The 14,005-nt window shown below is 76.2% G+C and carries 11 protein-coding genes; 10 read left to right on the plus strand and 1 reads right to left on the minus strand.

Features of this window, described 5'->3' with window-relative positions; genetic code table 11:
- Positions 1-4: 4 nt before the first annotated feature.
- From I8N68_RS10555 to I8N68_RS10600, 10 genes are all read left to right on the plus strand, one after another.
- Positions 5-454, plus strand: a complete 450-nt coding sequence (locus I8N68_RS10555; protein WP_200209712.1) for an SAV_6107 family HEPN domain-containing protein — start codon at positions 5-7, stop codon at positions 452-454.
- A gap of 141 nt (positions 455-595) precedes the next feature.
- On the plus strand, positions 596-1,381 hold the full coding sequence (imuA', locus tag I8N68_RS10560) for a DnaE2-dependent mutagenesis accessory factor ImuA' (protein ID WP_234039318.1): 786 nt from the start codon (positions 596-598) through the stop codon (positions 1,379-1,381).
- Positions 1,378-3,165: a DNA polymerase Y family protein gene (locus I8N68_RS10565; protein WP_200209713.1), complete on the plus strand. Its 1,788-nt coding sequence runs from the start codon at positions 1,378-1,380 to the stop codon at positions 3,163-3,165. Before imuA' ends, I8N68_RS10565 begins: the two co-directional genes overlap by 4 nt.
- A gap of 390 nt (positions 3,166-3,555) precedes the next feature.
- The gene (locus tag I8N68_RS10570) at positions 3,556-6,972 is read left to right on the plus strand and encodes an error-prone DNA polymerase (protein ID WP_200209714.1); all 3,417 of its coding nucleotides are present in this window, start codon (positions 3,556-3,558) and stop codon (positions 6,970-6,972) included.
- A 72-nt stretch (positions 6,973-7,044) separates the two neighbouring features.
- Entirely contained in the window at positions 7,045-7,197 is a 153-nt protein-coding gene (locus I8N68_RS10575; protein ID WP_234039320.1) for a hypothetical protein, read from the plus strand.
- Positions 7,194-7,361, plus strand: coding sequence for a hypothetical protein (locus tag I8N68_RS10580; protein WP_200209715.1), 168 nt, complete (start codon positions 7,194-7,196; stop codon positions 7,359-7,361). The genes I8N68_RS10575 and I8N68_RS10580 overlap by 4 nt, the downstream gene beginning before the upstream one ends.
- 174 nt (positions 7,362-7,535) lie before the next feature.
- Positions 7,536-8,285, plus strand: coding sequence for a methyltransferase domain-containing protein (locus tag I8N68_RS10585; protein WP_200209716.1), 750 nt, complete (start codon positions 7,536-7,538; stop codon positions 8,283-8,285).
- A complete protein-coding gene (locus tag I8N68_RS10590; protein ID WP_200209717.1) occupies positions 8,282-9,445 on the plus strand; it encodes an alkaline phosphatase family protein in 1,164 nt (387 codons plus the stop codon). Before I8N68_RS10585 ends, I8N68_RS10590 begins: the two co-directional genes overlap by 4 nt.
- Positions 9,446-9,483: 38 nt before the next feature.
- A complete protein-coding gene (locus I8N68_RS10595) occupies positions 9,484-10,743 on the plus strand; it encodes a DNA polymerase IV (protein WP_200209718.1) in 1,260 nt (419 codons plus the stop codon).
- 115 nt (positions 10,744-10,858) lie between these two features.
- On the plus strand, positions 10,859-11,254 hold the full coding sequence (locus I8N68_RS10600; protein WP_200209719.1) for an SCO2097 family morphological protein: 396 nt from the start codon (positions 10,859-10,861) through the stop codon (positions 11,252-11,254).
- 277 nt (positions 11,255-11,531) lie between these two features.
- On the opposite strand, the gene I8N68_RS10605 is transcribed toward I8N68_RS10600, so the two are convergent.
- A complete protein-coding gene (locus I8N68_RS10605) occupies positions 11,532-14,000 on the minus strand; it encodes a transglutaminase TgpA family protein (RefSeq protein ID WP_200209720.1) in 2,469 nt (822 codons plus the stop codon).
- Positions 14,001-14,005: the final 5 nt, after the last annotated feature.

A 14,005-nucleotide genomic window follows, 5' to 3' on the forward strand; every position in this document is an offset into this window, starting at 1 on the left:
ACCCATGCCGACCAGTCCGGCTCAGGCACCGACGGTGCCGGCGCACGTGCTGCCGCACCGCACCCCCGCCCAGCTGCTCGCAGTGGCCCGCGACGGGCTCACCGAGGCCGCCCAGACCCGTCCCGACGGCCTCCGCTACGCGGCCGCCCACCTCTCCGCGTTGCGCGCCGCCGCCGCCCTGCTCGCCGCCCGCGCCCGCCCCGCCCCCAGCCGGCGCAACCGGATCACCAGCGTCTGGATCCTGCTCTCCAGCGTCGCCCCCGAGCTCGACGAGTGGGCCCACTACTTCGCCGCCGGCGCCGGCAAGCGCGCCGCCGCCGAGGCCGGTATCCCCCGGGTGGTCACCGCCCGCGAAGCCGACGACCTGCTCCGGGCCGCCGAGCAGTTCGTGACGGTGGTGGAGACCGCGCTCGGCCTGGCACACCAACCGGCACTCGACGGGCTCGCCGCCTGAGCCGGCGGGTCCGGCCGGCGGTGGGAAGCCCGCTGGCCGGACTCGTCGCTCCGTCCGGCGGCGCCCGCCGGACTTCTCTGCTTCAACGACAGGCACAGCACGGGAGCCGTTCCCGTGGCGACACGACGGGGGGTTGGTCCGATGGCGGGCCGCATGGTGGTCGGTTCCGCCGCACTGGCCGAGCTGGTGCGTCCGGCGAGCGCACCCGACCCGGCGGGCGGCCACCGGGTGCTGCCGGTCCGGCCGGAGCTGACCGGGCTGCTGCCCAACCGCGGGCTGCGCCGCGGCAGCACCATCGCCATCGGCGCCGGGCAGCCCGGGCGCAGCGGCGGGACGTCGCTGATCCTGGCGCTGCTCGCCGAGGCGTCCCGGGCCGGCTCGTGGTGCGCCGTGGTCGGGGTGCCCACCTTCGGGGCCGGCGCGGCGGCCGAGGCCGGGATCGCCCTGGACCGGCTGGCCCTGGTGCCGCATCCCGGGCCGGAGTGGCCCACCGTCATCGCCGCGCTCATCGACGGGGTGGACGTGGTGGTCACCGCCGTGCCGACCGCGGTCTCCGCCTCGGTGGCCAACCGGCTGGCCGCCCGCGCCCGGCAGCGCGGCAGCGTGCTCGTCCCGTACGGCCGCTGGGACGGCGCGGACGTCACGTTGCAGGTGGTCCGGGGCGTCTGGGAAGGGCTCGGGCCGGGCCGGGGACGGCTGCGCCGCCGGGAGGTGACCGTCTCCGCGCGCGGGCGCGGCGCGGCGGCCCGGCCCAAGGAGATCAAGGTCTGGCTGCCCGGCGACGAGCTCACCCGGATCATTCCCCGGGTGGCCGGGGCGGGCCGCCCCACCACCGCCGCGGCCCGGCCCGCGGTCGCCGGTCCGACGGTCGCCGCCCCGGCCGACCCGCACCGCCGCGGCGCGCTCACCCTGGTCGGTCCGGCGTGACCGGTGCGCCGGTACGGACGCTGCTGCTCTGGTGCCCGGACTGGCCGGTCCTCGCCGCGGAGATCGTCGACGGGGTGCCCGCCACCGGCCCGGTCGCGGTGCTGCACGCCAACCGGGTGGTCGCCTGCTCCGAACAGGCCCGCGCCGAGGGGGTGCGCCGGGGGCTGCGCCGACGCGAGGCGCAGGGCCGCTGCCCGCAGCTCACCGTCGTCGATTACGACCCCGGCCGGGACGCTCGGGCGTTCGAACCGGTGGTCGCCGCCGTCGAGGAGGTGGCCGCCGGGGTCGAGGTGGTCCGTCCCGGGGCCTGTGCGCTGGCGGCCCGTGGCCCGAGCCGTTACCTCGGCGGTGAGGAGGCGGCGGCCGAGCGGATCATCGAGCACGTCGCCCAGTCCTGCGCGGTGGAGAGCCAGGTCGGCATCGCCGACGGGGTATTCGGCGCCGGGCTGGCCGCCCGGGACGGGCGGATCGTGCCGCCCGGCGGGACGCCGGAGTTCCTGGCCACCCTGCCGGTCGAGGCGCTCGGCCGGCCGGCCCTGGCCGACCTGCTGCGCCGGCTGGGCGTGCGTACCCTCGGGGGCTTCGCCGCGCTGCCCGCCGGTGACGTGCTGGCCCGGTTCGGCTTCGACGGGGCGCTGGCCCACCGGCTCGCCGCCGGGCAGGACCACCGCCCGCTCGCCGTCCGGCAGCCCCCGGCCGACCTGACCGTCACCGCCGACCACGACGAGCCGATCGACCGGGTCGACGCCGCGGCGTTCGCCGCCCGGATGCTGGCCGAGCAGCTGCACGAGCGGCTCGCCGCGTACGGGCTGGCCTGCACCCGGCTCGGCATCGAGGCGGTCACCGCGCACGGCCAGGAGCTGCACCGGGTCTGGCGGCACGACGGCCTGCTGACCGCCGCGGCCATCGCCGACCGGGTGCGCTGGCAGCTGGACGGCTGGCTCTCCGGCAGCAACGGCCGCGCCGGCGCCCGCCCGGCCCGGCCGACCGCCGGGATCATCCGGCTGCGGCTGGTACCGGACGGGGTGCTCGCCCAGGCCGGCCTCCAGCCCGGGCTGTGGGGGGAGACCGGTGCGGAGCGGGAGCGGGCGCACCGCGCGTTGAGCCGGGTACAGGGCATCCTCGGCCCCGAGGCGGTGGTCACCGCCGTGCTCGGCGGCGGCCGATCCCCGGCCGACCAGGTCCGTCTGGTGCCCTGGGGCGACGAACGGCTGCCCGCCCGCCCCGGCCCGCCGCCGCTGCCGGCGGCGCCCACCGGGCCGACTGGCGACGCCGGGCCGGTTGGCGACGCCGGGCCGGTTGGTGGGGCCGGGTCGGTTGGTGGGGCCGGGTCGGTTGGTGGGGCCGGGTCGGTTGGTGGGGCCGGGGTGGTCCCGCCGGCCGGACCGAGTGCGCCGGTGCGGTCGGGTGAGCTGGCCCGACGGGCGCGGTCCGGTGGGGCGGCGCGGTCCGGCCCGCCGCCGTGGCCCGGTCGGCTCCCGCCGCCGGCCCCGGCCGTGGTGCTGCCGACCCCGCTCCTCGCGACCGTGCACGACGCCGCCGGCGAGCCGGTCGTGGTCAGCGCGCGCCTGGCGGTGAGCGCCCCGCCGGCCCGGTTGGTCGTCGGCACCGGTCGCCCGGCGGAGATCGTCGGCTGGGCCGGTCCGTGGCCGGTGGACGAGCGCTGGTGGGCGCCGGCCGAGGCCCGGCGGCGGGCCCGGTTCCAGGTCTGCCTCGCCGACGGCGCTGCCCTGCTGCTGGCGGTCGAGGCCGGTCAGTGGCTGGTGGAGGCGATCTATGACTGAGCCGGTCGGGTGCCGGTGGGGCCGACGCCACCGCCGAGGACAGGAGTGTGCTGCCGGGCCGGCTGGTCCGCCTAGCGCCGGCATGGGCGGCCGGCTGGTCCGCCTGGCGTCGAGGTGGGCGGACCCGCCCCCGCGGTCCGCACCCGCGACAGGTGTCCCGGTGAGCGATATGACTGTCAGGCATATTTATGACTCACCGGTATATCGCTCACCGACCCTGTCGGCGTCTGCGGAGGCGCCGTCGGCGGAGGCACTGTCTGCGGAGGCGCCGTCTGCGGAAGTGGCGTCGGCGGAGGCGCCGTCGCCGGAGGCGCTGCCGGCGGAGGCCGGGCCGGGCCGCCGCCTCCGGCCGGTGGCGCGGGGCGCCGCTGCGCCGCTCGGAGCGGCCCGATGAGCTTCCACAACCCGAAACTGCCCTGGTCGGAGCTGGAACGGGTGCTCTCCGGACGGCCCGGCGACGGCCGGTCCGGCACCGGGCGGGGGTCCGGCGCCGGTCGGGGGGCCCGGGGCGATCGACCGCGCGACGAGCGGCACCTGCACGTGGTGGATCCCCTCGCCGTGGACGCCGACGGCGGCGACTCGCCGGCCTGGAGCCGCAAGCGGCAGCACTACGAGGCGCCGGAGCTGCCCCGCCCGGACGGCACGGTGCCCTACGCCGAGCTGCACGCGCACACCAACTTCAGCTTCCTGGACGGGGCCAGCCACCCCGAGGAGCTGGCCGAGGAGGCCGCCCGGCTGGGGCTCACCGCGCTCGCCGTCACCGACCACGACGGCTTCTACGGGGTGGTCCGCTTCGCCGAGGCGGCCCGCGCGCTGCACCTGCCGACGATCTTCGGCGCCGAGCTCTCCCTCGGGCTGCCCGGCCCGCAGAACGGCGAGCCCGACCCGCACGGCGCGCACCTGCTGGTGCTCGCCCACGGCCACGAGGGGTACGCCCGGCTGGCCACCACCATCTCCCGCGCCCAGTTGCGCGGCGGCGAGAAGGGCCGACCGGTCTACGGCGAGCTGGAGGAGGTCGCCGAGGAGTTGCGCGACCACGTGCTGGTGCTCACCGGCTGTCGCAAGGGGCACGTGCCGGGGGCGCTGTTCACCGAGGGCGTCGACGCGGCGGCCCGGGAGCTGGACCGGCTCACCGCGCTCTTCGGCGCGGAGACGGTGGCGGTCGAGCTGACCGACCACGGTCACCCGGTCGACGCCGACCGCAACGACGCCCTCGCCGAGCTGGCCGCCGCCGCCGGGCTGCCGACGGTGGCCACCAACAACGTGCACTACGCCACCCCCGGCCGGCGCCGGCTGGCCACCACCGTGGCCGCCGTGCGGGCCCGGCGCAGCCTGGACGAGATCGACGGCTGGCTGCCCGCCGCGGCCACCGCGCACCTGCGCAGCGGCGCCGAGATGGCGGCCAGGTTCGCCGCGTACCCGGGGGCGGTGGCCCGGGCCGCCGAGTTCGGCGCGGAACTCGCCTTCGACCTGCAACTGGTGGCGCCGAAGCTGCCGGCGTACCCGGTGCCGCCGGGGCACACCGAGATGAGCTGGCTGCGCAAGCTCACCCTGGACGGCGCCCGGGAGCGGTACGGCCCGCCGGAGGCGCACCCCGAGGCGTACGCGCAGCTGGAGCACGAGCTGCGGATGATCGACGACCTCGGCTTCCCCGGCTACTTCCTGGTGGTCTACGACATCGTCGCGTTCTGCCGGCAGCAGGACATCTACTGCCAGGGCCGGGGCTCGGCGGCCAACTCGGCGGTCTGCTACGCGCTGCGGATCACCAACGTGGACGCCGTCCGGCACCGGCTGCTCTTCGAGCGCTTCCTCGCCCCCGAGCGGGACGGTCCGCCCGACATCGACGTGGACATCGAGTCCGACCGCCGGGAGGAGGTGATCCAGCACGTCTACGCCCGGTACGGCCGGGAGCACACCGCCCAGGTCGCCAACGTCATCTCGTACCGGCCCCGGTCGGCGGTGCGGGACGTGGCGAAGGCGTTCGGGTTCTCGCCCGGCCAGCAGGACGCCTGGAGCAAGCAGATCGACCGCTGGGGGTCGGTCGCCTCGGTGGACGTGGCGGACATCCCCGAGGAGGTGGTCGCGTACGCCAACGAGCTGCAGACGTTCCCCCGGCACCTGGGCATCCACTCCGGCGGCATGGTGATCTGCGACCGCCCGGTGATCGAGGTCTGCCCGGTGGAGTGGGGCCGGATGCCCGGCCGCAGCGTGCTCCAGTGGGACAAGGACGACTGCGCGGCGGTCGGGCTGGTCAAGTTCGACCTGCTCGGCCTCGGCATGCTCTCCGCGCTGCACTACGGCTACGACATGATCGGGACGACCCTCGACCTGGGCGACATGACCCTGGACGACCCGGAGGTCTACGACATGCTCTGCCGGGCCGACTCGGTCGGGGTGTTCCAGGTGGAGAGCCGGGCGCAGATGGCCACCCTGCCCCGGCTCAAGCCGCACTGCTTCTACGACCTGGTGGTGGAGGTGGCGCTGATCCGGCCCGGCCCGATCCAGGGCGGCTCGGTGCACCCGTACATCCGGCGCAAGAACGGCCAGGAGCCGGTGACGTTCGCGCACCCGCTGATGCGCAACGCGCTGGAGAAGACCCTCGGCGTACCGCTGTTCCAGGAGCAGCTCATGCAGCTCGCCATCGACCTGGCCGGCTTCGACGCGGCCGGCGCCGACCAGCTGCGCCGGGCGATGGGGGCCAAGCGCTCGGTCGAGCGGATGGCGCAGATCGCCGACCGGCTCTACGCCGGGATGGCCGAGCGGGGCATCACCGGCGAGCTGGCCGACGACGTCTACCGCAAGCTCACCGCCTTCGCCAGCTACGGCTTCCCGGAGAGCCACGCGATGAGCTTCGCCTACCTGGTGTACGCCAGCTCCTGGCTCAAGCGCTACCACCCGGCGCCATTCCTGGCCGCGCTGCTCAACGCGCAGCCGATGGGCTTCTACTCGCCGCAGACCCTGGTCGACGACGCCCGCCGGCACGGCGTGGAGGTACGTCGTCCGGACATCAACGCCAGCGGCGCCAAGGCGGTGCTGGAGTCGACGCCGGAGACCCGGTGGGGGAGCCAGCCGGGGGAGCCGCCGCACGCCTGGGGGCTGGGCGGGCCCGCGGTCCGGCTCGGGCTGGGCAGCGTGCGTACCCTCGGCGAGGACGTGGCCGAGCGGATCGAGGCGGAGCGGACGGCGCACGGGCCGTACCGGGACATGCCGGACCTGGCCCGGCGGGTGGGCCTCACCGCCGCGCAGCTGGAGGCGCTGGCCACCGCGGACGCCTTCGCCTGCTTCGGGCTGACCCGGCGGCAGGCGCTCTGGGCCGCCGGCGCGGCGGCCCAGGACCGGCCGGGCCGGCTGCCCGGCACGGTGACCGGCGCGGCCGCGCCCACCCTGCCCGGGATGGAAGCGGTGGACCGGCTCGTCGCCGACGTCTGGGCGACCGGCCTGTCGCCGGAGAGCCACCCGGCCCGGTTCATCCGCGACCGGCTCGACGCCCTGGGCGCGGTGCCGATCGCCCGGCTCGGCCGGGTGGATCCGGGGCAGCGGATCCGGGTCGGCGGGATCGTCACCCACCGGCAGCGGCCGGCGACCGCGGGCGGGGTCACCTTCCTCAACCTGGAGGACGAGACCGGGATGCTCAACGTCACCTGCTCGCCGGGGCTGTGGCAGCGCTACCGCCGGGTGGCCCGGACCAGCGCCGCGCTGGTGGTGCGCGGCCGGTTGCAGCGGCACGAGGGGGTCATCAGCCTCACCGCCGACCGGCTGGACGCGATCGAGCCGCCGGTCACCCCGGCGTCGCGCGACTTCCGCTGACGGCCCCCGCCGCTCCCAAGAGGCAACCGGCAGACCGCGGGGTCGTTCAACAGCGATGCGGCATGGTTCTACGTGATCCATTTGTTCCAGGAAGCGTTCCAGTTCCTGCACATGGGCTTCGCCTCGGCGATGGCCTGGCTACTCTTCGTGATCATCCCGGTGATCACCGTGGTACAGGTGAAGCTCAGCAACCGGTTCGTGTACTACGAGGGGGAGGACCAATGAGCGAGTCGTACCACGGGGTGGCCAACAGCCGGCGGACCCGGCTGAGCGCCGACTGGCACCCCCACCAGTGCGAGGCCCGGGAATACCCGGTGACCGAGGGTCCGGTGGCCAACGCCCGGCGTTCCCGGGCGGAGGAGGACCCCGAGGGCGGGGCCGACTCGTGAGCGCGCCGAGCGAGCCGGGGTGGCGAGCTGAGGTGGCACGGTGAGCACCACGGCCACCCCGGGCGCCGGCACCGCCGTACCCGAGATCGGGGCCGGTGGCGCCGGCGACCCGGCGGCCGCCGGCACTTCGTCGAGGGCATCGCCACCACCGGCCGCAAGGGGTGACTGGCGCCGGTGACTAGGCTCGACCGGGTGGAGCAGACTCGAACGCTGACCCCCCGCACCGCCGTCATCTGGGCGGTGCTCCGGGGCGAGCTGGACCGCCGCCCCGGCGAGCGGCTCACCGTGCTCGACGTCGGCGGCGGGACCGGCGGGTTCGCCGTCCCGCTCGCCGAGGCCGGCCACCAGGTCACCGTGGTCGACGCCAGCCCCGACGCGCTCGCCGCGCTGACCCGCCGGGCCGCCGAGGCCGGGGTGGCCGATCGGGTACGCGCCCTGCAGGGCGACGGTGACGCGCTCGCCGGGCTGGTCGAACCGGCCACCGTCGACCTGGTGCTCTGCCACTCCGTCCTGGAGGTCGTCGACGACCCCGCTCCGGTGGTCGCCGCCCTCGCCGCCGCGCTGCGCCCGGGCGGCGCGGCCAGCGTGCTGGTCGCCGGGCGGGCCGCCGCCGTGCTCGGCCGGGCCATGAACGGCCACCTCGACGTGGCCGCCGCGCTCGCCGCTGACCCGCACGGCAGCGCCGGCCCGCGGGACACCCTGCGCCGGCGTTACGACGCCGACGGCGCCGCCGCGCTGCTGGCCGCCGCCGGGCTCACCGTCGAGGAGGTCCACGGGGTACGCGTCCTCGCCGACCTGCTCCCCGCCGCCGTCGCGGACGGCCAGCCGGCCGCCCTGGTCGAGCTGGAGCGGGCCCTGGCCGCCCGGTCGCCGTACCGGGACCTCGCTGCCCAGCTGCACCTCTTCGCCCGCCGCCCGGCATGACCGCACCGTCGGTCGGGCCGCTCGACCCGGTCGCGCCCCGCTACGGCGGCGGCAGCCTCGCCGACGTGCTGCCCAGCGCCCTCGCCGTGCTCGGGGTGCCCGGCGCGGTCGACCTGCTCGGGCTGACCCCCCGGCTGGCCGGGGTACGCCGGATCGCCGTGCTGCTGGTCGACGGGCTCGGCTGGTACCAGATCCCCGCCGCCGCCCGGTACGCGCCGACGCTGGCCGGCCTCGCCGCCACCGTCGGCACTCCGCTCACCGCCGGCTTCCCCTCCACCACCCCGACCAGCCTGGTCAGCCTCGGCGCCGGCGCCGCACCCGGGGCGCACGGGGTGCTCGGCTTCAAGGTCCGGGTTCCCGGCACCGACCGGGTGCTGAGCCACATCGAGTGGGCCGGCGACCCGGACCCGCTGACCTGGCAGCCCGTCCCCACCCAGTACGAGCGGGCCCGCGCCGCCGGGGTCGCGGTCACCGTGGTCAGCCGCCCCGAGTACGCCGGCACCGGCCTCACCCTCGCCGCCAACCGGGGCGGCGACTACCGGGGCGCCGCCGGCGTCGACGCGCTCGCCCGGCATCTGCTCGCCGCCCTTGCCGCCGGCGCCGGCCCCACCCTGGTCTCCGGTTACCACCCCGACCTGGACCGGCACGGCCACCTCAGCGGCGTCGACTCGGCACCCTGGCGGCTCGCCGCCGCCGAGGTGGACCGGCTGCTCGCCCGGCTGGTCGACGGGCTGCCGCCGGACGCCGCGCTGCTGGTCACCGCCGACCACGGCCAGCTCAACGTGCCGTCCGCCGACCGGTTCGACTTCGACACCGATCCGCGGCTCCGGGCCGGGGTGCGGGTGATCGCGGGCGAGCCCCGGGTCCGTTACCTGCACGTCGAGCCCGGCGCGACGGCCGACGTGCTGGCCGCCTGGTCGGCGGTGCTGGGCGACGCCGCCCGGGTGACCACCCGAAGCCAGGCGGTGGCCGCCGGCTGGTTCGGGCCGGTCCCCGAGGGGCACCTGGGCCGCATCGGCGACCTGGTGGTGGTGTGCCGCGACACCTACGCCGTGGTCGCCACCCGCTCGGAGAAGCCGATGGAGTCGCGGCTGGTGGCGTACCACGGCGCGGACACGGCGGCCGAGATGACCATTCCGCTGCTCGTCGTCCGGGGCTGACCGGCCGGGCTGTCCGACCGGGCGGCTAGCCTGCGGGGATGGGCCGCAGCCAGTCGTTGCCCCGGGGCGGCGATCCGCGCTTCGGGCCGGACGCCGATGACACCGGCTGCACCATTTTGCACGTCGACATGGACGCCTTCTTCGCCTCGGTCGAGGTGCGCCGCCGTCCGGAGCTGCGTGGCCGGCCCGTGGTGGTCGGCGGCATCGGGCCGCGCGGCGTGGTCAGCTCCGCCAGCTACGAGGCCCGGCGGTACGGCGTGCGCAGCGCGATGCCCACCGCGCGGGCCCGGGCGCTCTGCCCGCACGCCGTCTACCTGCCGCCCGACTTCGCGCAGTACACGGCCGCCTCCCGGGCCGTCATGCGGATCTTCCGGGACGTCACCCCGCTGGTCGAGCCGCTCTCGCTGGACGAGGCGTTCCTCGACGTGGCCGGCGCCCGCCGGCTCTTCGGCTCGCCGGCGGACATCGCCCGGCTGATCCGCCGCCGGGTCGCCGAGGAGCAGGAGCTGACCTGCTCGGTCGGGGTGGCGCCGAGCAAGTTCGTGGCCAAGCTCGGCTCCACCCGGGCCAAGCCGGACGGCCTGCTCGTGGTGCCGGTGGCCCAGGTGCTCGACTTCCTGCACCCGCTTCCGGTGGCGGCGCTCTGGGGGGTGGGGGAGCGCTCCGCCGAGGCGCTGCGCCGGCTCGGCCTGGCCACCGTCGGCGACCTCGCCGAGGCGCCGCCGGGCCTGCTCCGCCGGGCGGTCGGCGCGGCGTCCTCGACGCACCTGCACGAGCTGGCCTGGGGGCGGGATCCGCGCCGGGTCAGCCCGGAGCACGTGGAGAAGTCGATCGGGGCGGAGGTCACCTTCGACATCGACGTCGTCGACCCGCTGGAGATCCGCCGGGCGCTGCTCGCCCTCGCCGAGAAGGTGGGTGTCCGGCTGCGCGCCGCCGGGCAGGTTGGCCGGACGGTGTCGCTCAAGGTCCGGCTGGCCGACTTCCGCACGGTCAACCGGTCCCGCACCCTGGCCGTGCCGACGGACACCGCCCGGGAGATGTTCGACACCGCCTGGGCGCTCTGGACCATCCTCGACCCGGGGGAGCCGATCCGCCTGGTCGGCGTCCGGATGGAAGGGCTGGCCGCCGCCGGCGAGACGCCGCGCCAGCTCACCCTCGGCGCGCCCGAGCGCGGGTGGCGGGAAGCGGAGGCGGCCGCAGACGCCGCGGCCGCCCGATTCGGGCGATCCGTCATAGGTCCGGCCAGTCTTCTCGGCAAGCGTCATCCGGGTCGAGACGAAAATCCGACCCGGCCATAGGTCGTCCCGCTTTCCGACGCGCGAGGGCCCTCGTAGACTTGCGGGTAAGCAGCCGGTTGGCTGCCACGGTCTGTCGGCCCGCGCGGGCCGACCAACGTGACCGGGGAGGAGTGCCGTGCCGCTCTCGGAGCACGAGCAGCGGCTGTTCGAGCAGATCGAGCGGTCGCTTGCCGAGGACCCCAAATTCGCCTCGGCCGTGCGCGCCAGCGACCCGCGTTTCCAGACGCGGCGTCGCCTGCTCGTCGCTGCCGGCGTGGTCATTGCTGGTCTGGCCCTGTTGGTCTACGGCGTCGTGATCACCACCCCGCTGCTGTCAGTGGCGGGTTTCGTCGTCATGTTGGCCGCGCTGGGCTACGCGGTGCAGTCGCACCGCCGGGCCCAGTCACCCGACCTGCACGTGGTGGGCGGCACGACGAGTCGCCGTCGCCCCCGTGGTCGTACCGGCCGGCGGGGCTCATTCCTCGACCGGATGGAGGACCGCTGGCGGCAGCGCCCGGAGGGCCACCGCTGAGCACGCCTCGCCCCTGACGGGGTGACGCGACGACGCCTCGTCGGAGTTCCGGCGAGCGTGGTCGCACCGTAATGCCTGCTGCCCTCGTCCGGGGAGCCGTTGCCGGCCGCCCCGCTTCCCGTGCCGCTCACCGCTGCACGCCCCCAGGCCGTCCGGGCCGACCCCGGTCCCTCCCGGCGCCCGCGGACGCCGGAGGAGAGTCCCGGTCGAGTGCAGACCTGGGGCGGCGGGCGGTGTCCCGTCCGCCGGCGGGGGAGCGCCGGCGGACGGGACCCGGTCAGCGGGCCACGCGGCCGGCCAGCAGGCGACGCGGATTCCACCGCAGCAGGCGGTGCCGCACCTGGCCGCCGGTCGTCACCAGCCCGGTGGACGTGTCCGAAATGGCGCGCTGCCAGCGCTGCAGCACCGACGGCGGCAGCATCACAGCCAGCAGCCGGGTACGCCGGTCCGCCCGAGCGGCGAGCGCGCCACGTACCCGCCGCAGCGCCGGGTGGAGTTCCTCGCCGGTCAGCGGATCGCGCGCGTACCGGGCCCGCTCCTCGGCCCGGCCGAGCAGCCGGACCGCGCCGGCCGCCGCGCCATCCTCGGTGAGGGCCTCCCGGACCAGCCGGTCGGCGGTCGCCCGGGGTGTCTCCGTGCGGTCCACCGGCACCCGGAAGTCGACCAGCGTGTCCAGCAACTCGTCCCAGGCCGCGTGCGCGTCGGCGCGGGCCCGGTCGGCGTCCACCCCGACCATCACCTCGCGCGTCCCGCCCGGCGCGCCGGGGGCGGCGTCCAGCACGGTGGCCGCCGGCGCGTGCGCCCGCCCGCGCCGGCGCCGGCGCAGCGCCCGGCGCAGCAGCGCCGGCATCGCGAGCAGTGCCAGCAGGGCCAGCGCGCCGGCCGTCCACCACGGCCAGACCGGGGCCTGCCGGGTCGATCCGCCGTCGCCGACGCTGAGACCGCTGTCGGTCTCCTTGTCGGCCCGGTCCGGCCCGTCCGGCCCGGCCGACGGGTCGACCGCGCCCGGGGCGGACGAGCTGCCCGGCGCCGGGGTGTCCTCCTGCGGGGAGTCGGTGTCCGGCGCCCAGGCCGAGCGGATCGAGCCCGGCACGCTCGTCGCCGGAGTGGCGTCGAACGGCACCCAGCCGATCCCGCCGAAGAAGACCTCGGTCCAGGCGTGCAGGTTGCGGTTGGTCAGCACGTACGTGCCGCTGCCGGAGTTGCTGCCGTTGGTGAAGCCGAACGCCACCCGGGCCGGGATGCCGGCTCGGCGGACCAGCCACGCCAGCGCGGCCGCGTACTGCTGGCAGAAGCCGACCTTGGTGGCGAGGAAGTCGGTGATGTCCTCGCCGCTCGTGCCGCCCTTGGTGGACAGCGAGTAGGAGAAGCCGTTCTCGACCGAGAAGTGGCCGTAGATGGCCCGTACCTTGTCGTAGTCGTTCTGCTTGCCCTTGACCAGCTGGTCGACCAGCTTGTCGACCTCCCTCACCACCGGAGCGTTGGTCTGCTGGCGCAGCACCGGGTCGTCGGCGGAGAGCGACGGCGCCGCGCGCAGCGCCGCCGGGCTGAACGTCGAGCGGATGTAGTCGAACTGGTAGCGCTTGCCCCGGGCGTTCTCCCGGTGGGAGAAGATGATCTGCATGTTGGGGTCGTAGAGCCAGCTCCCGCTGAGATCGTCGACCTTCACCGGCTCGGCGTAGACCGGCAGGAACGGCATGTCGAGTTTCTTGGTCACCTCGACGGTGGCCCGGTAGTGCTGCTGCTCGACGCCCCGGCCGGCCCGCTCGGTCGGGTCGGGCAGGCCCCGGCTGGCCGGTTTGCCCGTCGGCACGCGTACCCGGAAGCCGTCCGGCCGCAGCTCGTCGGCCACCCCGAAACGCAGGTAGAACGGGGTCGACTCGGTGGTCGTGACCTTGACCAGGTCAGCCACCTCGGACTGGTTGAGCTGGCCGCTCAGCGCGGCGAACAGGTCGATCCGGCCGGGGCTGCCGCCCTGGCCGGGGCGCCCGGTGCCGTCGCCCGTCCCGGAGCCGACGGCGTCCATCAGGCCGCCGGTCATCCCCGGCACGGCCAGCGGCAGCGCCACGGCCAGCGCGACGCCGACCACGGCCAGCCGCCGGCCCGCCGCGGCCAACGGGGAGGCCTCCCACACGTCCACATCGCGGCCCTCGCCGGTGAACCGGCGACCGAACCGGCGTACCCGGTCGACGTTGTCGGTGACCAGCAGCCAGAGATAGCCGGAGGCGCCCACCACGAACGGGGTCGCCGGGACGCTGTCCACGTAGACCGCCACCGGCACCGAGTAGATCGCCAGCATCGGCAGGCCCGCCAGCGCCGGCCGGCGCAGCCCCACGCTCAGCACGTCGACCAGGACGGAGACCCCGCCGATGCCGAGCACCGTGAGGAAGAGGAGCGAGTCGACGTCGGGCACCTGCACGCCGTACGACCGCATGTCCTGCAGCGACGCGCCGAGCAGGTCGGCGAAGTGGCCGAAGGTGGCCGGGGTGGGCAGGAACGCGAGCAGCTCGGTGCCGCCCGGGAAGATCCAGGTGAGAGCGAGCAGCAGGCCGGCGAGCATGCCGATGACCTGACCCCACAGCGGCGCCCGGGCCAGCCGGCTCAGCGCGGCCGCGCCGGCCACCACCGCGACCACGATGGCCGCCTGGATCAGCCACGTCCAGCGCTCGAAGATGGCGGACAGCGGCGCCGCGGCCAGCAGGGTCGCCGCGGCGGCGACGAAGCCGAGGTTCCGGTGCGCGGTCACGAGAT

It is taken from the genome of Micromonospora coerulea, assembly GCF_016598485.1.
GTDB classification, from domain to species: domain Bacteria; phylum Actinomycetota; class Actinomycetes; order Mycobacteriales; family Micromonosporaceae; genus Micromonospora; species Micromonospora coerulea.